13 protein-coding genes and 3 rRNA genes are annotated in these 22,340 nt (G+C 61.7%); 7 read left to right on the plus strand and 9 right to left on the minus strand.

What is annotated here, in order from left to right; translation table 11 throughout:
- Positions 1-53: 53 nt before the first annotated feature.
- Entirely contained in the window at positions 54-2,654 is a 2,601-nt protein-coding gene (gene glgP, locus EHW12_RS19225) for an alpha-glucan family phosphorylase (RefSeq protein ID WP_125051496.1), read from the minus strand.
- A 177-nt stretch (positions 2,655-2,831) separates the two neighbouring features.
- Between glgP and EHW12_RS19230 the strand changes: the two genes are divergently transcribed.
- The 3 genes from EHW12_RS19230 to EHW12_RS19240 are packed head-to-tail and all read left to right on the plus strand — an operon-like array spanning position 2,832 to position 8,505.
- A complete protein-coding gene (locus EHW12_RS19230) occupies positions 2,832-4,856 on the plus strand; it encodes an alpha-1,4-glucan--maltose-1-phosphate maltosyltransferase (protein WP_125051498.1) in 2,025 nt (674 codons plus the stop codon).
- Positions 4,856-7,057, plus strand: a complete 2,202-nt coding sequence (glgB, locus tag EHW12_RS19235) for a 1,4-alpha-glucan branching protein GlgB (RefSeq protein ID WP_030537900.1) — start codon at positions 4,856-4,858, stop codon at positions 7,055-7,057. The genes EHW12_RS19230 and glgB overlap by 1 nt, the downstream gene beginning before the upstream one ends.
- A complete protein-coding gene (locus EHW12_RS19240; protein ID WP_042446171.1) occupies positions 7,057-8,505 on the plus strand; it encodes a neutral zinc metallopeptidase in 1,449 nt (482 codons plus the stop codon). Before glgB ends, EHW12_RS19240 begins: the two co-directional genes overlap by 1 nt.
- A gap of 18 nt (positions 8,506-8,523) precedes the next feature.
- Here EHW12_RS19240 and EHW12_RS19245 read toward each other — a convergent pair whose 3' ends face one another.
- The 3 genes from EHW12_RS19245 to EHW12_RS19255 form a co-directional block, all read right to left on the minus strand.
- Positions 8,524-9,420 (minus strand): tetratricopeptide repeat protein, encoded by an 897-nt coding sequence (locus EHW12_RS19245; protein ID WP_164490626.1) that lies wholly within the window; start codon positions 9,418-9,420, stop codon positions 8,524-8,526.
- Positions 9,421-9,525: 105 nt separating this feature from the next.
- Positions 9,526-9,888, minus strand: a complete 363-nt coding sequence (locus EHW12_RS19250; RefSeq protein WP_003945330.1) for a DUF3817 domain-containing protein — start codon at positions 9,886-9,888, stop codon at positions 9,526-9,528.
- Between the two features lie 100 nt (positions 9,889-9,988).
- Positions 9,989-11,182, minus strand: coding sequence for an acetyl-CoA C-acetyltransferase (locus EHW12_RS19255; RefSeq protein ID WP_125051502.1), 1,194 nt, complete (start codon positions 11,180-11,182; stop codon positions 9,989-9,991).
- A gap of 107 nt (positions 11,183-11,289) precedes the next feature.
- Here EHW12_RS19255 and mce point away from each other — a divergent pair, with 107 nt between their 5' ends.
- Both mce and EHW12_RS19265 read left to right on the plus strand, forming a co-directional pair.
- Entirely contained in the window at positions 11,290-11,763 is a 474-nt protein-coding gene (mce, locus tag EHW12_RS19260) for a methylmalonyl-CoA epimerase (protein ID WP_007733251.1), read from the plus strand.
- Between the two features lie 40 nt (positions 11,764-11,803).
- Complete coding sequence (locus EHW12_RS19265; RefSeq protein ID WP_042452411.1) at positions 11,804-12,862, plus strand: hypothetical protein; 1,059 nt, start codon at positions 11,804-11,806, stop codon at positions 12,860-12,862.
- A 7-nt stretch (positions 12,863-12,869) separates the two neighbouring features.
- Here the strand turns inward: EHW12_RS19265 and EHW12_RS35365 are convergent, their stop codons facing one another.
- Both EHW12_RS35365 and nucS read right to left on the minus strand, forming a co-directional pair.
- The gene (locus EHW12_RS35365; protein ID WP_054828484.1) at positions 12,870-13,214 is read right to left on the minus strand and encodes a hypothetical protein; all 345 of its coding nucleotides are present in this window, start codon (positions 13,212-13,214) and stop codon (positions 12,870-12,872) included.
- A 19-nt stretch (positions 13,215-13,233) separates the two neighbouring features.
- Positions 13,234-13,908, minus strand: a complete 675-nt coding sequence (gene nucS / locus EHW12_RS19275; RefSeq protein WP_003945160.1) for an endonuclease NucS — start codon at positions 13,906-13,908, stop codon at positions 13,234-13,236.
- A gap of 42 nt (positions 13,909-13,950) precedes the next feature.
- Here nucS and EHW12_RS19280 point away from each other — a divergent pair, with 42 nt between their 5' ends.
- Entirely contained in the window at positions 13,951-15,543 is a 1,593-nt protein-coding gene (locus EHW12_RS19280; RefSeq protein ID WP_042452409.1) for an adenylate/guanylate cyclase domain-containing protein, read from the plus strand.
- A gap of 142 nt (positions 15,544-15,685) precedes the next feature.
- Positions 15,686-16,312 carry a dihydrofolate reductase family protein gene (locus EHW12_RS19285; RefSeq protein WP_125051504.1) on the plus strand — a complete coding sequence of 209 codons (627 nt, stop codon included), beginning with the start codon at positions 15,686-15,688 and terminating at the stop codon, positions 16,310-16,312.
- 302 nt (positions 16,313-16,614) lie between these two features.
- Here the strand turns inward: EHW12_RS19285 and rrf are convergent.
- The 3 genes from rrf to EHW12_RS19300 form a co-directional block, all read right to left on the minus strand.
- Positions 16,615-16,731, minus strand: a 5S ribosomal RNA gene (rrf, locus tag EHW12_RS19290).
- A gap of 153 nt (positions 16,732-16,884) precedes the next feature.
- Positions 16,885-20,018, minus strand: a 23S ribosomal RNA gene (locus EHW12_RS19295).
- Between the two features lie 328 nt (positions 20,019-20,346).
- Positions 20,347-21,864, minus strand: a 16S ribosomal RNA gene (locus tag EHW12_RS19300).
- The 16S, 23S and 5S rRNA genes sit together here, the layout of an rRNA operon.
- Positions 21,865-22,340: the final 476 nt, after the last annotated feature.

Here is a 22,340-nt window from a genome sequence, read left to right on the forward strand (position 1 = left end):
TCTCACGCGGGCACAATTCTGCCCCGGTACCGACCGAGGCAGAATGTATTACGTCAGACGCTCGGAGTGGTCACCAACCCGAGTTCGGACGCATCGACCAACAACCGGTGATGCGGCAACACCCGCACGGTGTAACCCACGGAGCCGGAGACCGGAAGCGCAACCTCGGCTTCGAAGATCTCGGCTCCGTCCTCGGTTCCGAAATGTGTCATCGGGAACGTCACCACGTCGGTGAGTTCCTCGCCTGGGCTGACGCGTCCCAGGACTGCCTGAACCTCCACATCCGAGACCGACAAGCCGCCGAGGCGGACCTTGGCTTTCAAAGAGATGGTCGCACCGATCTCCGGAGTGTCCGGCAGGCCGGAACCGTCCACCTGCTCGACGGCGACCGACGGCCACTGCGACTCGATACGGCGACGGAACTCGGCCACCTCACGCGCGCCGGCAAAATCATCCGCCACTACCGCTCGAGCTGATTCCGCCGAAGGGGCGTAGTAGTCGACGGCGTAGTCACGAACCATGCGTGATGCCAACACCTTCGGGCCCAGATTCTCGAGGGTGTGGCGAACCCTCTCGACCCAGCGCGTCGGCAGATCGGCTGCATCACGGTCGTAGAACGTCGGCAGTACCGCGTGCTCGAGAAGTTCGTAGAGGGCGCTGGCTTCCAGATCGTCACGCCGCACGTCGTCGAGAACACCGTCGGCCGTCGGAATGGCCCACCCGTTCTCGCCGTCGTACATCTCGTCCCACCATCCGTCGCGAATGGAGAGGTTGAGGCCGCCGTTGAGCGCGGATTTCATGCCTGAAGTACCGCACGCCTCGAGGGGGCGAAGCGGGTTGTTGAGCCACACGTCGCAGCCCCAGTACAGGTAGCGGGCCATCGACATGTCGTAATCAGGCAGGAAGACGATGCGGTGACGCACATCCGCTTCGTCTGCGAACCGCACGACCTGCTGGATGAGTGCCTTACCGCCGTCGTCGGCGGGGTGCGACTTGCCGGCCACCACCAACTGCACCGGACGTTTCTCGTCGAGCAACATCGCACGCAGACGCTCGGGATCACGCAGCATCAGCGTCAACCGCTTGTACGTCGGAACGCGCCTCGCGAATCCGACTGTCAAGACGTTGGGATCGAATACTCCAGTGGTCCAGCCGAGTTCGGCCTCGGTCGCGCCGCGTTCGAGCCAGGACGCTCGGACACGACGACGAACTTCGTCGACCAACTTGCCGCGCAACGCATTACGTGTTTCCCACAGTTCGGTTGCCGACAACTCGTGCAGGCGCTCCCACCCGCGTGCTTCTTCGAGTTGCTCCTGACCGACGATCCGCCTGGCCACGTCCATCCACTCCGGCGCCGCCCACGTCGGCGCGTGAACACCGTTGGTGACCGAACCGATCGGCACCTCGTCGGCGTCGAAGCCCGGCCAGAGACCGTTGAACATGTCGCGACTGACGATGCCGTGCAACTTCGAGACGCCGTTGGCTCGCTGGCCCAAGCGAAGACCCATGTGCGCCATGTTGAAGATCGACGGATCGGCTTCGCGCCCCATCCCGACGATGCGGTCTACGGTCAGGCCGGGAAGCAAACTCGATTCGTTCTCGCCGTTCGCTCCGCCGAAGTAGTGACGGACCAGATCCGCCGGGAAGCGGTCGATTCCGGCGGGAACCGGAGTGTGCGTCGTGAAGACCGTTCCGGCACGGACCGCGGCCAGAGCCGAATCGAAGTCCAGACCGCTGGTGGTGACAAGTTCCCGAATCCGTTCGATGCCGAGGAATCCGGCATGCCCCTCGTTCATGTGGAACACCTCGGGATCGGGCAATCCGTACGCCGCGGTGTAGGCGCGCACCGCGCGGACGCCGCCGATACCCGCGAGGATCTCCTGCTTGATGCGGTGATCCTGGTCCCCGCCGTAGAGACGGTCCGTGACGCCGCGCAGATCCGCGTCGTTCTCGGCGATGTCGGAATCGAGCAGCAGCAACGGCACTCGTCCGACCTGAGCGATCCACACTCGCGCACGCAGCACCCGGCCACCGGGCATGGCGACGTGAATGACGACCGGCGATCCGTCTTCGGAAGCCGGGCCTGCGTCCGTCAGCAAACGAAGAGGCAACCCTTGAGGGTCGTGCGGCGGGTAGTGCTCGGCCTGCCAACCGTCGGCGGTCAGCGACTGGCGGAAGTAGCCGGATCGGTAGAGCAGTCCGACGCCGATGAGCGGCAGCCCGAGGTCGGACGCGGCCTTGAGGTGATCGCCCGCGAGGATGCCCAATCCGCCGGAGTAGTTGGGCAGAACTTCGCTGACTCCGAACTCCATGGAGAAGTACGCAATTCCGCTGGCTAACGATGTGCCCTTGGCCTGCTGGGATTGGTACCAGCGCGGGGTGCTCAGATAAGCATCGAGATCGGCTGCTGCAGTGTCGAGGTCACCGAGAAATGCCTCGTCACTGCTGAGTTCGTCGAGACGGGTGGGGTCGACTTCCCCGAGCATGCGGACCGGATCGAACTGGACTGCTTGCCAGAGTTCGGGGTCGAGTCGCGAGAACAGATCCTGTGTCTCGGGATGCCACGACCACCGAAGGTTGGTGGACAGGGGGCCGAGCGCGGCGAGGCGCTCCGGAAGGTGGGCTCGGACAGTGAACCGACGCAAGGCTTTCACCCCGCGAACCCTAGTCGAGTTCCTTGCACTCTGTCCGGTGGAACCGAACGCCCGAGCCGACCTGACCACCGACAGACCCGAATTCGTCGTTATCAGCACTCCAGCGCCGCACCCACTACGGTTGAACCCGGCGAAAGAAAGTTTTACCGCGATCCATCACCAGAAATGGAGCTTCCCGTGTCAGGACGCCTCGGTATCGACGACGTGGTACCCGAGATCTCGGGTAACTATCCGGCAAAGGCCGTGGTCGGTGAAGTCTTCCCAGTGCACGCCACCGTGTGGCGAGAAGGCCACGACGCCATTTCCGCCACTCTTGTCGTGCGTGGTCCGCGCGGTACCAAGCCGCTGCGCATTCCGATGGATCCCGGGACCGAACCGGACACCGTCGACGCGGTGTTCACGCCGTCCGCCGAAGGCATGTGGTCGTTCCGGATCGAGGCGTGGAGCGATCCCATCGCCACCTGGAAGCACGCCGTGGAAGCAAAGCTCGCCGTCGGGCAAGGGGCGGCCGAGTTGGCCAACGACCTGGAAATCGGTGCGCGCCTGTTCGAACAGGCCGCGCACGAGGTACCGCGGGGCAACAGGTCCAGGCTCGAGGCCGTCACGGCGTCGCTGCGCAGCGATCAGGCGCTGACGGCTCGCGTCGCGCCGGCCTTCGCCTCCGACGTCGCCGAACTGCTCCGCGCCACTCCGCTCCGTGAACTGGTCACCAAGGGCGAGTCCCACCCCGTCGTCGTCGATCGCAACCGTGCACTGTTCGGATCGTGGTACGAGTTCTTCCCCCGCTCGACGGGCGGTTGGGACGAGAACGGGGTGCCGCAACACGGTACTTTCCGAACCTCGGCCGAAGACCTACCCCGCATCGCCGCAATGGGTTTCGACGTCGTCTACCTTCCGCCGATCCATCCCATCGGCGAGATCAACCGCAAGGGACGCAACAACACTCTCACTCCCGAACCCGGTGACGTCGGCTCGCCGTGGGCCATCGGCTCGGTCGACGGCGGGCACGACGCTGTTCACCCGCAGCTCGGCACGCTCAAGGACTTCAAGGCGTTCGTCGCTGCGGCCCGCAAGCTCGATCTCGAAGTGGCACTGGATCTCGCGCTGCAGTGCGCCCCGGATCATCCATGGGCCAAGAAGCATCCGGAGTGGTTCAACGTCCTTCCTGACGGCACCATCGCCTACGCCGAGAACCCGCCCAAGAAGTATCAGGACATCTACCCGATCAACTTCGACACCGATCCTCGCGGTCTGGACAAGGAAATCCTGCGAGTCGTCCGACACTGGATCAGTGCCGGCGTCAAGATCTTCCGGGTAGACAACCCGCACACCAAGCCGCCGAACTTCTGGGAGGCACTCATCTCGGAGGTCAAGAAAACTGACCCCGACGTCTTGTTCCTCGCCGAGGCTTTCACTCGTCCGGCGCGCATGTACGGCCTTGCCCGGCGCGGGTTCACGCAGTCGTACACGTACTTCACCTGGCGAGTTGCGAAGTGGGAGCTCACCGAATTCGGTAACGAGCTGGCGGCGAAGGCCGACGAAGCCCGACCGAACCTCTTCGTGAACACGCCGGACATCCTGCACGAGTCCCTCCAGCACGGTGGGCCCGGAATGTTTGCACTGCGAGCAGCTCTCGCCGCCACCCTGGCGCCGACGTGGGGCGTCTACTCCGGTTACGAACTCTACGAACACCAAGCCGTTCGCCCCGGCAGCGAGGAATACCTCGACTCCGAGAAATACGAACTTCGGCCGCGCCGTTTCGCCGAAGCAGCAGCGCGAGGCGAGTCTCTCGAGCCGTGGATCACCGCGCTCAACCGCATCCGGCGTGCACATCCGGCCCTGCAACAGTTGCGGAACCTGCACTTTCACCACATCGACAACGACGCGTTGATCGCCTACTCGAAGTTCGACGCCTCGACCGGTGACGCCGTCCTGACGGTGATCAACCTCAACCCGTTCGCTGCAGAAGAGGGCACCGTCTGGTTGGACATGCCGGCGCTCGGACGCGAATGGCACGACCACATGACCGTGCTCGACGAGGTAACCGGTGAGCAGTTCAATTGGGGCCAAGCCAATTTCGTCCGCCTCGAGCCCTGGCGTTCGGTGGCGCACATCCTCGCGCTCCCACCCGTTCCGTATCCGGCCCGGATCTCTCTGGCCTATCAAGCACGCAATGCGCACCGCGCAGGTGGAGGCAAGTGATGTCAACCGAGAAGTTCCGTTCGGGTATCGCACCGGACAATCACGATCTGGAGCTGTTGGCGCGCGGTGAACATCACGATCCGCACAGTGTCCTCGGCGCCCATCCCCACGCCGACGGCACCGTTCTGCGTGCGTTGCGTCCCAACGCCGAGTCCGTCAGTGCCGTCATCGGCGGCAAAGACTTTCCTCTCGAACATGTTTCGAACGGAATCTTCGTGGCTCTGGTCCCCTACCCCGACCTGATCGACTATCGCTATTCCGTGACGTACCCGGGTGGACACACGGTTCTCGCAGCCGACCCTTACCGATTCCTGCCGACTCTCGGTGAACTCGACCTTCACCTGTTCGGCGAAGGTCGGCACGAACGACTGTGGGACATCCTCGGTGCACATCCGCGTTCTTACGAGACACCGGATGGACCCGTCGACGGCACCTCGTTCGCCGTCTGGGCTCCGGCCGCCCGCGGCGTGACCGTCGTCGGCGACTTCGACGGGTGGAGTGGGCAATTCGCCCCCATGCGAGTCCTCGGATCCACTGGGGTCTGGGAACTCTTCCTGCCCGACATCGCAGTCGGTTCGCTGTACAAGTTCCGGGTCCACGGCCACGACGGCTCCGTTCGCGACAAGGCCGATCCCATGGCATTCGGTACCGAGGTCCCGCCGGCGACTGCATCGCGAGTGACCACCAGTTCGCATGAGTGGAACGACGCGGCCTGGCTCGAAACCCGCGCCGGTGTCGATCCTTCGCAGTCCCCGATGAGCGTGTACGAGGTGCACCTCGGATCGTGGCGTCCGGGACTCGACTACCGGCAGATGGCCGAGCAACTCGCCGTCTACGTCACCGAAACCGGATTCACCCACGTCGAACTGCTGCCCGTCTCCGAGCATCCGTTCGGTGGATCGTGGGGATACCAGGTCACCTCGTACTACGCACCGACCTCCCGCTTCGGCACCCCGGACGACTTCCGCTGGTTCGTCGACCACCTGCACGCCGCAGGGATAGGTGTCATCGTCGATTGGGTGCCTGCACACTTCCCCAAAGACGAGTGGGCCCTGGCTCGTTTCGACGGAACTCCCCTGTACGAGCACGCCGATCCGCGTCGCGGCGAGCAGTTGGACTGGGGCACATACGTATTCGACTTCGGTCGCCGCGAGGTGCGGAACTTCCTCGTCGCCAATGCACTCTTCTGGCTCGAGGAGTTCCACATCGACGGACTTCGCGTCGACGCTGTCGCATCGATGCTGTACCTGGACTACTCACGCCCGGAAGGTGGATGGACTCCCAACATTCACGGCGGCCGCGAGAATCTCGAAGCCGTTGCGTTCCTGCAGGAGATGAACGCCACCGTCCACAAGAACCATCGAGGAGTCGTCACCGTCGCCGAGGAGTCGACGGCGTGGCCCGGAGTCACTCGGGCGACCAATGTCGGCGGCCTCGGATTCAACATGAAGTGGAACATGGGGTGGATGCACGACACCCTCGGGTTCCTCGGTCACGACCCGGTACACCGGACCTACCACCATCACGAGATCACGTTCTCACTGATGTACGCGTGGAGTGAGAACTACCTGCTACCGATCAGCCATGACGAAGTGGTGCACGGCAAAGGAACTCTGTGGACCCGGATGCCCGGGAACGACTTCGCCAAGGCGTCCGGCCTGCGCTCACTGCTTGCATACATGTGGGCGCATCCTGGCAAGCAACTGCTGTTCATGGGACAGGAGTTCGGTCAGAGTGCGGAATGGTCCGAAGAACGCGGCCTCGACTGGTGGCAGCTCGACGATCAGTACACCGGCACTCTCCATCGCGGCGTCCAGCGACTGGTCGGCGATCTCAACTCCGCGTATCGACGTCATCCGGCCATGTGGACCCTCGACACCTCGCCCGGTGGATACTCCTGGATCGACGCCAACGACACCGAGAACAACGTCCTCAGTTTTCTGCGTTACGGTACTGACGGTTCGATTGTCGCCTGCCTGTTCAACTTCTCGGGCAGTGAGCACTCGAGCTACCGCGTCGGGCTACCAGAGCCCGGCCGATGGGTGGAAATTCTCAACACCGATGCCGAGGTGTACGGCGGCTCCGGAGTCGGGAACCTCGGAGCGGTCACAGCAACGTCGCATTCGTGGCACGGTCGGCCAGCCTCCGCACAGGTGGCGCTGCCAGCTGCTGGAGCGATTTGGATAAGTCTGGAGCGTTGATGGTCGGCCGGCGAGTAGTCATTGTCACGTCGTCATTGTTGGCAGTGGCCGCACTGCTCGCCGGTTGTGCCCAGGGAACGAGTGGCCACGCCGTCTCGATTTATCACGATCCCTTCCGCGTCGCCGGACTCGACGCAACGGCAGGACCAAGTGGGTTGCGTCCGGGAGCCCCCAACGCCGACCGAGCAATCACCGGCACCGACGGCGGGGACATCGACGCGCTGGCAGCCAACGCCATCACAGACATCGAAACCTACTGGGCCGCCGAGTACCCGGCTCTGTTCGACAAGCCCTTCGAACCGGTCGACGAGCTGATCTCGTGGGACCCCACCGAATCGAACGGCCCGGACTTCTGTGAGGAGACCACCGAAGAACTCATCAACGCCGGGTACTGCAGCATCGATCACACCATCGGTTGGGATCGTGAATTGCTGCTGCCCGAGGTGCGGGAGAAGTTCGGTGACGTGGCCGTCGCGTTCATCTTTGCGCACGAGTACGGCCATGCCGTTCAACGCAAGGCCGGGATCGTCGGCGGTAAACGAGACGCAGCCCTGGTGCGCGAACAGCAAGCCGACTGTTTCGGTGGCGCCTTCTTGCGGCACGTCGCCGAGGACAAGGCCGCGCACTTCACGATGAACACCTCCGACGGACTCAACAAGGTGTTGGCGTCGGCGGTCGCCATCCGCGACGAAGACCCTAATGATCCTGAGAGCCACCATGGTTCGGCGTTCGAGCGCGTCACCGCCACTCAGATCGGCTTCACCGACGGCGCCGGTGCGTGCGCGAAGATGGACGCCGACGAAATCGAGTCACGACGTGCAGACCTCCCGCAGCAGTTCGCCGAGGGCAACGATTCCGGAGAACTGCCCGTCACCGAGGCAACTCTCGACGAGTTCGTGAAGACCTTCCAAGCGATCTTCGATCTACCTCAGCCACCGAAGGTCGTGTTCACCGGCGCAGACACCGGGTGCAGCGATGCCGTTGCGACCGAACCCGTCTCGTACTGCCCGTCGACGAACACCATCGGAATCAGCGTCGACGACCTTGCCGAGCGCGGCACGCCGGGTCGCGTCGGGCGACGCGAGTTGATCCAGACCAACATCACCGGTGACTACAACGCCTATGTCCTGCTCGCGTCGAGGTACACCCTCGCGATGCAGAAGGAGAACGGCCAATCGCTCGACACTCCGCAGACTGCCCTGCGCGCGGCCTGCTTGTCCGGCGTCATCACCGCAGCACTCAGTCCCACCAACGCCGCGGCGTCCGGAGCACAGGTCACACTCTCCCCCGGCGACCTCGACGAAGCCGTATCGGGGCTGCTGACCGACGGCCTGGCTGCCAGTGACGTCAACGGTGAGACGGTTCCGAGCGGGTTCGCACGTGTCGACGCGTTCCGGACCGGCGTTCTCGGTGGTCGGGAAGTGTGCGACAGCCGCTACACGGAGTAGCGACTGCCGGTCCACACGTCAGTAGAGAGCGGAAGCCAACTTACGACGGGCCGCGATGACGATCGGTTCTGCCGGGTCGAACAGTTCGAACAGTTCGAGCAAGCGCGTCCGAGCGGCAGCCTTGTCGTCGCCGGCAGTTCGCGAGACCACCGAGATCAAGCGGGCGAACGACGCCTCGGGTTGCTGGGCGAACATTTCCAGGTCGGCCGCAGCGAACTGCAGTTCGAGATCGGACGGATCAGCATCCGCGGCCGCAATCGACTCGGGATCGACACCCTGAACCCGAGCCATGAACTTCACCTGGCGGACAGCGCTCTTGGCCTCCGCATTGTTGGGTTCGGCGTCGAGAATTTCCTGGTACGCAGCGATGGCGGCGTCGAGATCGCCCTCGTCCAGCGCGGTTTCAGCGGCCACGAAGCGAGGATCCTCGACCTCCTCCGCCGGTTCGTCCGCGTCGGAGACCGGCCCACTCAACTTGCCCTCGACAGCTTGGAGGACTGCGTCGAACCACTGGCTGAGCTGCGCCTCTGGCTGAGCGCCCTGAAAATCGGCCAACGGCTGACCAGCCGCGACAGCAACAACCGTCGGAACCGACTGGACACCGAATGCCTGCGCGATACGAGGGCTCACGTCGACGTCGACGTTGGCAAGAATCCACTTGCCGCCGGCTCGCGCTGCAAATGATTCGAGAACTTCGGTGAATACGACCGAGGGCTCGTATGCGCGGCCACCGATGTTGACGATCACCGGCACCTGGCTCGACTTCAGCAGGACTTCGCTTTCGAAGTTCTCCTCGGTCACCTCGATCACTGCCCCGGAGACAGCAGAAACGGCCCCGTCGCCGCTGGTGTTACGCGGCGGTGGTGGGGCCGTGGCCCGCTCTTTGAAGGCGGACAAGTCGACTGCGCCGCTCATGGCGGCAGCAACTGCGGACGAACGCGCGGGGGGCCTGGAACCTGGTCGAGTCACGGCTCCCAGTTTGTCACGAGTTGCGAGAAGCTACGTAGAGGGATGCAGCACTCAGACGAGCGCCGCGTTGCCCTTGGACGCCTCGAACTCCGTGGACAGCTCACCGAGCTTGCCGTTTCGCACTGCCCAGCGTTCGAAGATGACGGTGCCGAAGGGCGGAACGCTCGAGATCAGCGCAAGGATCGTGGTCTTGACGTCCCACTTGAGCGACCACGCGGTCAGGAGTGCAACAACGATGAACACCAGGAAGCCGGCGGTTCCGTGGACCATTCCGGGGATGCGAATCGCTTCTTCGTGTCCGAGGACCCACTTGAAGAACATGGCAACCAGCAAGGCCGCCCAGGTCACAGCTTCCCACCACGCCACCAGACGGAAGCGTTTCGCGGGAGTGGATACGTCAAAGATGTTCGCCATGAGGCCATTGTGCCCGAACAACTACGACGCCCCGTAGTTGTGTGAGGAAAACCACGGGGCGTCGCAGAGCGAGAGCGCTCGTTCAGGTGTATTTAGACACTCACGCCTTGGGGACGCGGACGATGAGTGCGTCGCCTTGTCCGCCGCCGCCGCAGAGTGCGGCTGCGCCGATGCCGCCGCCGCGGCGTTGCAGTTCGAGGGCGAGGTGCAGGGCGATGCGGGCGCCGGACATGCCGAGGGGGTGGCCGACGGCGATGGCGCCGCCGTTGACGTTGACCTTGGCGGGGTCGAGGCCGAGTTCGCGGGTGGAGGCGATCCCGACGGCGGCGAATGCTTCGTTGATTTCGACGAGGTCGAGGTCGGTGGGGTCGATGCCTTCCTTCGCGCAGGCTTTGGCGATGGCCCGGGCGGGTTGGGACTGGAGGGTGGAGTCGGGTCCGGCGACGACGCCGTGGGCGCCGATTTCCGCGATCCAGGTCAGGCCGAGTTCTTCGGCTTTGGTTTTGCTCATCACGATCACGGCGGCGGCGCCGTCGGAGATCGGGGAGGCGGAGCCGGCGGTGATGGTGCCGTCCTTGCTGAACGCGGGACGCAGTTTGCCGAGGGATTCGGTGGTGGTGTCGGCGCGGATGCCTTCGTCCTGGGCGAAGACGATGGGCTCGCCCTTGCGTTGGGGGATGGAGACGGGGACGACTTCGTTGTCGAAGAGGCCGTCTTTCCAGGCGCGGGCCGCGTTCTGGTGTGAGGCGGCGGCGAAGGCGTCCTGCTCGGCGCGGGTGATGTGGGTGGTTTCTTGTTGGTTGACCTGTTCGGTGAGCAGGCCCATGGCCTGGTCGGTGAAGATGTCGTGGAGGCCGTCGTAGGCCATGTGGTCGCGGAGGGTGACGTCGCCGTATTTGAAGCCTTCGCGGCTTTTTTCGAGCATGTGGGGTGCGCGGGACATCGATTCCTGCCCGCCGGCGACGACGATGTCGAATTCGCCGGCGCGGATGAGTTGGTCGGCGAGGGCGATGGCGTCGATGCCGGAGAGGCACACTTTATTGATGCTCAGGGCGGGGACGTTCATGGGGATGCCGGCGGCGACGGCGGCTTGGCGGGCGGGCATCTGGCCGGCGCCGGCGGTGAGGACCTGTCCCATGATGACGTAGTCGACCTGTTCGGGTGCGACTCCGGACTTGTCGAGGGCGCCTTTGATGGCGATGCCGCCGAGGTCGGACCCGGAAAGGTCTTTCAACGATCCGAGGAGTCGACCCATCGGGGTACGAGCTCCCGCAACAATCACAGAACTGGTCACGATTTCCTCCGGCTGCAAAAGAGAGATAGTCGTCGGTTCCGTGCGGCCTAAGAGCCAAGTCACATCCCGACGTGTACTCCTCAAACGGTAGCGCTACCGTGAAAGGTATGACACAGACCTCCCCCAGTTCTGCACTCGCACCTTTGTCGTCCGACCTCGTCGTCGCGATCGATCACGTCGGGATCGCGGTGCCCGATCTCGACGTGGCAATCGAGTGGTACACGCAGCACCTGGGCATGGTGTCGACCCACGAGGAAATCAACGAATCGCAGGGCGTGCGTGAGGCCATGCTCTCCGTCGTCGGCTCCCCCGCCGGATCCACTGCCGTTCAGCTGCTCGCGCCTCTGGACGAGAATTCGACCATCGCCAAGTTCATCGACCGAAGCGGCCCCGGACTCCAGCAGCTCGCCTACCGGGTCACCGACATCGACGCCATCTCCGCCGAGCTTCGCGACCGCGGGGTTCGGTTGCTGTATGACGCTCCCCGACGCGGTACGGCCAACTCGCGCATCAACTTCATTCACCCGAAGGACGCCGGCGGCGTCCTGGTGGAACTGGTCGAACCCGACGCGAGCCACTAGCAGACCCGACTCCAGCTCGTATGCCAGGTAGATTGTCGCCATGGCATACGAGCAGGACCGCGGTTCGATCCAACTTCCGTTCCAGATCGCACGGAAGGGATACGACCGCGACGAGGTACGCAACTACTTCGAGCGATTCGACGCGGAGCTGCGAGTTACCGCGGCTGATCGTGATGCTGCCGCTGCGCAGGCCCGTGACCTCGCCAAGCAGCTCGACGATGCACGCGACGACATCGACGACCTCCGCAAGGACGTCGACCGCCTCTCGGTACCGCCCACCACTGCGGAGGGCATGAGCGATCGCATCAGCCGCATGCTGCGCCTTGCCTCCGACGAGGCCTCGGAGGTGCGCGCGAAGGCCGAGGCCGACGCAGCCGAGATGACCTCCATCGCCGAACAGGACGGCGCCCGCCTTCGTGGGCACTACGAGTCGCTGATCGCCGAACTCGAGGACCGTCGCAACGCGATGGAAACCATGCACGAGCAGACCATGGCGCAGGCCCGTACCGAAGCCGCCCGGATCGTCGAAGCCGCGCAGGCCGAGCGGGATCGACTGGCTGCCGAGTCCGAGGCCAAGCGCACTCAGATCCGCGAAGACTTCGACATCTCGATGTCGGAGCGCCGCGCCAAGGTCGTCGCCGCCGTCAACGAGCTGGAGTCGTCGAGCAAAGCAGAGGCCGAGCGTCGACTCGCCGATGCGTCGCACGAGGCCCAGCGCAGGCTGCAGGCCGCCACTGATCAGTCAGAGCGCAAGATCGCTCACGCGAAGGAACTCACCGAAGAACTGCGCGTTCTCCGAGGCCGAATCCTGGCTCAGCTCTTGGGTATTCGCGGACAACTCGATTCGGTTCCGGCTATGCTCGCATCGGTCAACCGGGAGAGCGAACTCCTCGATGCACCGCCCGCTCCGGTCATCGTCGAAGCCGAGGAAGATCTCGAGATCGAAGACAAGAAGGCCGACGCAGATCCGGTCGACTCAGATAAGGTCAAATCAGAACCGAGTATCGACGAAGACGACGTTCTCGAGGACTCGGACGAGACGAACACCGCCGAGATCGACACCCGCGCCGTCGAGCAGCGAGCCCAGTCCAGGAACTGATCGACGCTCAGGACCACCGTCTGGTCAGGCTGCGCGTACCGCGGCCTGACCAGCATCCGGTGTGCCAGTGTCGACGCTCGTTCGCGCCGCCCGGTTCCGAAGGCCACGTCACCACGTGAGCGACGCCGGGTCTGATGTCGTGATCACAACCGGGGCATCGATAGAACTTCGTCGCGTTGGAGCCGGGTATCGGCCTCACCATGTACATTTCACCGCCCGGCCCGGGTTCCTCCCGGACCAGCGCTCCGCCGAACAACACGCCGCTTGGTGACGCCGACTCCGCGCTCGAATCCCGAGCACGCCGAGTATCCGTTCGACGGGTTTGCTTCGGCGAAGGTTTGCGGCGCGGCATGGTTCGAGTCTAAACAGCGTCAGAAGAGGCGGAACTCGGTGCTTTCGGTGCCCCGCAAGGCCTCGTAGTCAAGGACCAGGCAACGGATCCCACGGTCGTTGGCCAAAGTCTTTGCCTGCGGCTTGATCTGTTGCGCTGCAAAAACTCCCGTGACCGGCGCGAGCAGCGGATCGCGGTTGAGCAATTCGAGGTAGCGCGTCAACTGCTCGACGCCGTCGATCTCACCGCGACGCTTGATCTCCACCGCCACCGATGCACCGTCCGCGTCTCGGACCAGAAGATCGACCGGCCCGATGGCCGTCATGTACTCACGCCGCACCAACGTGTAGCCGGGGCCGAGTGTCTCGACATGCTCCGCCAGAAGTTCTTGAAGGTGTGCCTCGACACCGTCCTTGATCAATCCCGGATCGAGACCGAGTTCATACGACGAATCGTGCTCGACCTCTTCGAGAGTGATCCGCAGTTCCTCGCCCGCCTTGTTGGTGACGACCCACAGGATGTCGTCGCTGTCCCCGGTGGTCTCGACCAACCAGCACGGCGGACTCATCCAGTTGAGCGGCTTGTACGCCCGATCGTCGGCATGGATACTGACCGAGCCGTCGGCTTTGACCAACAGCAGTCGTCTTGCGGTAGGGAGGTGGGAGGTCAGGCGTCCCACATAGTCGACACGGCAACGAGCAATAACTAGGCGCACCGGACCACCCTAAGCGATCATTACGACTACTCTCGACACACTATGCAGCGAAGCCGTGTCCCGAGTGCGCCCCTGGGGTCGTGGCTGCTCGGATCCACCGACGAAAGCCCCAGGCGCCGCCGAATCCGCGTCCAGGCACTACTCACCGCCCCCCTCCTGGTCACAAACCTGATCGGAGCGGTACTGGCGATCGTGCTCATCGGATTCGTGGTTCCCGGACCCGCGATCATCCACCCCGAATTCGCATGGATCAACTTCATTGCCGTGCCCGTCTTCATCGGGTGTGTCTTTCTCATCGGACTGCTGTGGGGCACCAAACGGCTGATGCGGGATCTTCGATGGGCCACCGAGGATCACCCACCGACAGAGCAGAATCAACGCGCGGCGCTGCGCGGGCCGTGGCGACTGACCCGAGTGCAAGCCGTCCTGTGGACGGCCGCGCTCATCACCTTCACGACCATGTACGGAATCGTCGACCCCGACACCATTCCGAAAGTTCTGTTCACCGTGGCTTTCAGCGGTATCACCACGTGCGCCTTCTGCTACCTGCTCAGCGAGTTCGCACTCCGCCCGATTGCCGCGCGTGCACTCGAATCCGGAGCACCCCGCAAGGCTGCCGTTCTCGGACTGACCGGCCGAACAATCCTCGTCTGGCTGCTCGGAAGCGGAGTCCCCGTCACCGGTTTGATGCTCGTAGCGGTCTTCAGCTTCATCCGGCCTGCTTCGTGGCAAGCCCTCGCGACCGCGATCCTCGTCATCGGCGGGATCACTCTGTGCGTCGGACTCGGGCTGACATACATCAACATTCGGTCCGCCGCGGCCCCCATTCGGTCCGTGCGACGAGGAATGGAACAAGTCACCCGTGGCGACCTCACCGCGTCCGTCGTCGTGTACGACGGAACGGAACTGGGACTACTGCAGGCCGGCTTCAATCGCATGGCCGAGGGTCTGCGCGAGCGAGAGCGAATACGCGACCTCTTCGGGCGCCACGTCGGACACGAGGTTGCCGCAAACGCGGTTCGCCGAAACCCGGAACTCGGCGGTGAAGAACGTGACGTTGCCGTACTCTTCGTCGACGTCATCGGATCGACCACCATCGCGGCCACCAACTCCCCTACGGCGGTGGTCGCTCTACTCAACCGTTTCTTCGACGTCATAGTCGACGAGGTCGACGCACACGGCGGATTCGTCAACAAGTTCGAGGGCGACGCAGCGCTGGCGATCTTCGGAGCGCCGACGACACTCGACGATCACGCCGGCAGCGCACTCGCCGCTGCCCGCAAGATTCAGCAGCGCCTGCGTGCCGAGGTTCCGGAAGTGAGCGCGGGAATCGGCGTCGCCGCAGGTGTTGCCGTAGCCGGGAACGTCGGTGCGCGAGAAAGATTCGAGTACACCGTCATCGGTGATCCCGTCAACGAAGCGGCGCGACTGTCCGAAGTTGCCAAGACGGTTCCGGGTAACGTCGCCGCATCCGGTCGGGCTGTGGCTGCCGCTGACAGCGCCGAGGCTGCACAGTGGTCGATCACCGAGAACATCACCCTTCGCGGCCGCCTCGAACAGACCGAGCTCGCGATTCCGTGCGACGCCCTGGAGTCCGAGACCAGCCCGTCAGACTCCGTGCCCGTTCAGCCCTGACCCCACCTCCCCCCCTGAGCGAACGGCACGTTCGGTCGGTCCAAGGCGATCAACGCCACGTTCGCTCGATGACTTTCCCGCTTCTCGACGGTCTATATCGGCACAGCGGAAATCCGACGACGCCTGGGAGATGGGTACGACTATGAAACTGACGACCTTTACCATCGCCACTCTCGACGGGGTGATGCAAGGACTCGGTGGGCCGGACGAAGATCGGCGAGGTGGATTCGAGCGGGGCGGCTGGTCCGCGCCATTGGTGGACACCGAAGCCATGGATTACCTCGTCCAGGTCTACCAGCGCGCTGACGCGTTCCTGTTCGGGCGACACACGTACGAGATCTTCGCCGGCTATTGGGGCGCGTTCGAGAATCCCGACGTCAACCCCATTGCAAGCGCACTGAATTCGCGGCCCAAGTACCTTGCGTCGACGACGCTCACCGATCCGCAATGGAAGAACACCACGGCCCTTTCAGGTGACACCGCCACAGCGATCGGCGAACTGAAAGCCAGACCCGGCGGTGAGCTTCAGGTGCACGGCAGTGGCAACCTGTGCCGCTGGCTTTTCGCGAACGATCTTGTCGACGAGATGATCCTGCTGATCGTTCCGGTGGTGATAGGCCAGGGCACGCGACTGTTTCCCGACTCCGGACCGGACATCGCACTAGAGCTGGCCGAATCGCGAGCCACATCAAAGGGCGTGACGATTCAGAGGTATCTGCCGGCTGGCCGGCCGAAGTATGCGACTGCCACCGCCGACGGCATCGACTGATCCGGGCAAAGTGCCTGTCGTCCTCAGTCGTGTTCCCGCCCCTGATGGTGTGAACGTACCGTTCCCCTCGCCCAAGAGGGTGAGAGTGCCGTTCACTCGGTCCCGGACGGGGTGGTGAGTCGGCGGCGTGCCCGCCCCTGATGGTGTGAACGGTACGTTGGGTCGATCTGAGGCGACGAACGTACCGTTCGCTCGAAGTCGGGGGTGCCGGCGGGGGTGCTTTCGGGTGTTGGCGGGGTGGGGTGTTTTGGGTACGAGAAAGCCCCCCAACCATCACTGGTTGGGGGGCTTCTCTAATGTGTGTTCGGCGGTGTCCTACTCTCCCACACCCTGTCGAGTGCAGTACCATCGGCGCTGAAGGGCTTAGCTTCCGGGTTCGGAATGGGACCGGGCGTTTCCCCTTCGCTATGACCGCCGTAACTCTATGAAACTGTCACAGTAACCTTCTTCTGATCACCTGGTTTCACCACCCGTCAACACCAGTTTCTGGTGTTGGGGGATGGAGAAAACAGGGTTTCTCATCAGTATCTGTGTGTTGTTTCAGATACCGCACAGTGGACGCGTAGCTTCTTTGTGGTAAGTCCTCGGCCTATTAGTACCAGTCACCTGCATGCATTACTGCACTTCCAGTTCTGGCCTATCAACCCGGTGGTCTGCCGGGGGCCTTACCCCCTCGAGGGGGTGAGAAACCTCATCTTGGAACAGGCTTCCCGCTTAGATGCTTTCAGCGGTTATCCCTTCCGAACGTAGCTAACCAGCGGTGCTCCTGGCGGAACAACTGGCACACCAGAGGTTCGTCCGTCCCGGTCCTCTCGTACTAGGGACAGCCTTCCTCAAGTTTCTAACGCGCGCGGCGGATAGAGACCGAACTGTCTCACGACGTTCTAAACCCAGCTCGCGTGCCGCTTTAATGGGCGAACAGCCCAACCCTTGGGACCTACTCCAGCCCCAGGATGCGACGAGCCGACATCGAGGTGCCAAACCATCCCGTCGATATGGACTCTTGGGGAAGATCAGCCTGTTATCCCCGGGGTACCTTTTATCCGTTGAGCGACACCGCTTCCACTTGCCGGTGCCGGATCACTAGTCCCGACTTTCGTCCCTGCTCGACCTGTCAGTCTCACAGTCAAGCTCCCTTGTGCACTTGCACTCGACACCTGATTGCCAACCAGGCTGAGGGAACCTTTGGGCGCCTCCGTTACATTTTGGGAGGCAACCGCCCCAGTTAAACTACCCACCAGGCACTGTCCCTGAACCAGATCATGGTCCGAGGTTAGAGGTCCAATTCGATCAGAGTGGTATTTCAACAACGACTCCACGATAACTGGCGTCACCGTTTCACAGTCTCCCACCTATCCTACACAAACCGAACCGAACACCAATACCAAGCTGTAGTGAAGGTCCCGGGGTCTTTTCGTCCTGCCGCGCGTAACGAGCATCTTTACTCGTAATGCAATTTCGCCGAGTCTACGGTTGAGACAGCTGAGAAGTCGTTACGCCATTCGTGCAGGTCGGAACTTACCCGACAAGGAATTTCGCTACCTTAGGATGGTTATAGTTACCACCGCCGTTTACTGGGGCTTAAATTCTCAGCTTCGCTCCCGAAGGAACTAACCGGTCCTCTTAACCTTCCAGCACCGGGCAGGCGTCAGTCCGTATACATCGTCTTACGACTTCGCACGGACCTGTGTTTTTAGTAAACAGTCGCTTCTCACTGGTCTCTGCGGCCCCACCCAGCTCAGACAGTAAATGTCGTCACCAGACAGGGCCCCCCTTCTCCCGAAGTTACGGGGGCATTTTGCCGAGTTCCTTAACCATAGTTATCTCGATCGCCTTAGTATTCTCTACCTGACCACCTGTGTCGGTTTGGGGTACGGGCCGTGTGAAAGCTCGCTAGAGGCTTTTCTCGGCAGCATAGGATCACTGAATTCGCCTCAATCGGCTACGCATCACGTCTCAGGCTATGTGCGACCCGGATTTGCCTAGGTCACGCCCTACACGCTTACACCAGTATTACCACTGACTGGCTCAGCTACCTTCCTGCGTCACCCCATCGCTTGGCTACTACCAGATCAGGTCCCATGCATCCACCAACTCGAGACCCGAAGGTCTTCTCGTGGCTTCAGGATGGTTAGTATCACTGATTCACCATGGGCGCGTTCACACGGGTACGGGAATATCAACCCGTTGTCCATCGGCTACGCCTGTCGGCCTCGTCTTAGGTCCCGACTCACCCTGGGCGGATTAACCTGGCCCAGGAACCCTTGGTCATTCGGCGGACGAGTTTCTCACTCGTCTTTCGCTACTCATGCCTGCATTCTCACTCGTGTGGCCTCCACGGCTAGGTCACCCTGCCGCTTCCATGGCCACACGACGCTCCCCTACCCATCCACACACCTGCCAGAAAATCCCTGGATCAACTGGGGCTATTGCGTGAATGCCGCAGCTTCGGTGGTGTACTTGAGCCCCGCTACATTGTCGGCGCAGGATCACTTGACCAGTGAGCTATTACGCACTCTTTCAAGGGTGGCTGCTTCTAAGCCAACCTCCTGGTTGTCTTCGCGACCCCACATCCTTTTCCACTTAGTACACGCTTAGGGACCTTAGCTGGCGATCTGGGCTGTTTCCCTCTCGACTACGAACCTTATCGCCCGCAGTCTCACTGCCGCGCTCTCACTCACCGGCATTCGGAGTTTGGCTGATTTCGGTAAGCTTGTGGGCCCCCTAGACCATCCAGTAGCTCTACCTCCGGTGAGAAACACGCGACGCTGCACCTAAATGCATTTCGGGGAGAACCAGCTATCACGGAGTTTGATTGGCCTTTCACCCCTACCCACAACTCATCCCCTCAGTTTTCAACCTAAGTGGGTTCGGTCCTCCACGACGTCTTACCGTCGCTTCAACCTGGCCATGGGTAGATCACTCCGCTTCGGGTCTAGAGCATGCCACTACGATCGCCCTATTCGGACTCGCTTTCGCTACGGCTACCCCACACGGGTTAACCTCGCGACATGCCACTAACTCGCAGGCTCATTCTTCAAAAGGCACGCCATCACCCCCAGCAGTAAACTGCTCGAAGGCTCTGACGGATTGTAAGCGCACGGTTTCAGGTACTATTTCACTCCCCTCCCGGGGTACTTTTCACCTTTCCCTCACGGTACTAGTCCGCTATCGGTCACCAGGGAGTATTCAGGCTTATCGGGTGGTCCCGACAGATTCACACCAGATTTCACGGGCCCGGTGCTACTTGGGTTTCCATTACAACAGTCACAAAGTTTTCGTGTACGGGATTCTCACCCTCTACGACAGGCCGTTCCAGACCACTTCCACTAACCCTGTGATTTCTTACTGTTGGCCTGCTCGGCAGAACAGACAAAATGAACCCCACAACCCCACGAATGCAACACCTGCCGGCTATCACACACCCATGGTTTAGCCTCTTCCGCTTTCGCTCGCCACTACTCACGGAATCACGGTTGTTTTCTCTTCCTGTGGGTACTGAGATGTTTCACTTCCCCACGTTCCCTCCACACGCCCTATATATTCAGGCGCGGGTAACACGACATCACTCGTGCTGGGTTTCCCCATTCGGACATCCTCGGATCACAGCTCGGTTGACAGCTCCCCGAGGCTTATCGCAGCCTCCTACGTCCTTCATCGGCTCCTGGTGCCAAGGCATCCACCGTACGCTCTTCATTACTTACAACAAAGATGCTCGCGTCCACTGTGCAGTTCTCAAACAACACACAACACTCAGGCTCCAAGCAGACACCAACAAGAAAAAATTCTTGCGGTATGACCGCGCCTGAACATTGTCGTTACTTCCTAGAGAGGAAACACTCGCGTGTTCTCTCAGGACCCAACAGTATGCCGATATAATTTGTTCTCCCACCAGCACTGAGGCCGGCAGTAACGAAAACGAATGCTTGTCAGCGTCCACCCATGAGCAACCACCGTTCCACATACGGGAACGAAATGGCCTCTGCTTTCCTCAACCACACCTGTGTGCAGCGAGCGAAAGAGATGCTCCTTAGAAAGGAGGTGATCCAGCCGCACCTTCCGGTACGGCTACCTTGTTACGACTTCGTCCCAATCGCCGATCCCACCTTCGACGGCTCCCTCCCACAAGGGGTTAAGCCACCGGCTTCGGGTGTTACCGACTTTCATGACGTGACGGGCGGTGTGTACAAGGCCCGGGAACGTATTCACCGCAGCGTTGCTGATCTGCGATTACTAGCGACTCCGACTTCACGGGGTCGAGTTGCAGACCCCGATCCGAACTGAGACCAGCTTTAAGGGATTCGCTCCACCTCACGGTCTCGCAGCCCTCTGTACTGGCCATTGTAGCATGTGTGAAGCCCTGGACATAAGGGGCATGATGACTTGACGTCGTCCCCACCTTCCTCCGAGTTGACCCCGGCAGTCTCTTACGAGTCCCCACCATAACGTGCTGGCAACATAAGATAGGGGTTGCGCTCGTTGCGGGACTTAACCCAACATCTCACGACACGAGCTGACGACAGCCATGCACCACCTGTATACCGACCACAAGGGGGGCCACATCTCTGCAGCTTTCCGGTATATGTCAAACCCAGGTAAGGTTCTTCGCGTTGCATCGAATTAATCCACATGCTCCGCCGCTTGTGCGGGCCCCCGTCAATTCCTTTGAGTTTTAGCCTTGCGGCCGTACTCCCCAGGCGGGGCGCTTAATGCGTTAGCTACGGCACGGATTCCGTGGAAGGAACCCACACCTAGCGCCCACCGTTTACGGCGTGGACTACCAGGGTATCTAATCCTGTTCGCTACCCACGCTTTCGTTCCTCAGCGTCAGTTACTGCCCAGAGACCCGCCTTCGCCACCGGTGTTCCTCCTGATATCTGCGCATTTCACCGCTACACCAGGAATTCCAGTCTCCCCTGCAGTACTCAAGTCTGCCCGTATCGCCTGCAAGCCAGCAGTTGAGCTGCTGGTTTTCACAAACGACGCGACAAACCGCCTACGAACTCTTTACGCCCAGTAATTCCGGACAACGCTTGCACCCTACGTATTACCGCGGCTGCTGGCACGTAGTTAGCCGGTGCTTCTTCTGCAGGTACCGTCACTTGCGCTTCGTCCCTGCTGAAAGAGGTTTACAACCCGAAGGCCGTCATCCCTCACGCGGCGTCGCTGCATCAGGCTTTCGCCCATTGTGCAATATTCCCCACTGCTGCCTCCCGTAGGAGTCTGGGCCGTGTCTCAGTCCCAGTGTGGCCGGTCACCCTCTCAGGTCGGCTACCCGTCGTCGCCTTGGTAGGCCATTACCCCACCAACAAGCTGATAGGCCGCGGGCCCATCCTGCACCGATAAATCTTTCCACCACCCACCATGCGATAGGAGGTCATATCCGGTATTAGACCCAGTTTCCCAGGCTTATCCCGAAGTGCAGGGCAGATCACCCACGTGTTACTCACCCGTTCGCCGCTCGTGTACCCCGAAAGGCCTTACCGCTCGACTTGCATGTGTTAAGCACGCCGCCAGCGTTCGTCCTGAGCCAGGATCAAACTCTCCGTTGAAGACTCTAGATATCACAGCCGAAACTGCTAATCAGTCATAGACAAAAAGAGTCAAATCACTAGCAAAAAAACTCAACTAGCAAAAAATGTGTCGGCAACCATTCAGACGGAAGAATGAACAATCACCGACGAAAAATACTCACACCACACACAAACCAACCAAACCCCAAGAGGCGGTTGATCATTCGCGGATGTGAAGTACCAAAAAAATTTTGGCACTGACATTCATCGACACACTGTTGAGTTCTCAAAGAACACGCACACACCATCACCACGACCCTATGGCCGCCGCTCCGGGGCAACTTTTCCAGCCTATCCCAACCTGGCCACCGGCGCAAACCGGAACCCCGAGAAGAAAAACTGGATTGTGTTCGCCAGGCACTTCGTACAACCTCGTGTCCCTCACCCTCGCAGGTGGGAGTCGGTGTCCGTGTCGCTCTGACTTGGAATAAGTTACGCGAACCTTCAATCAATTC

Origin of the sequence: Rhodococcus sp. NJ-530 (genome assembly GCF_003860625.1) — a bacterium.
In the GTDB taxonomy this organism is placed as follows: domain Bacteria; phylum Actinomycetota; class Actinomycetes; order Mycobacteriales; family Mycobacteriaceae; genus Rhodococcus_F; species Rhodococcus_F qingshengii.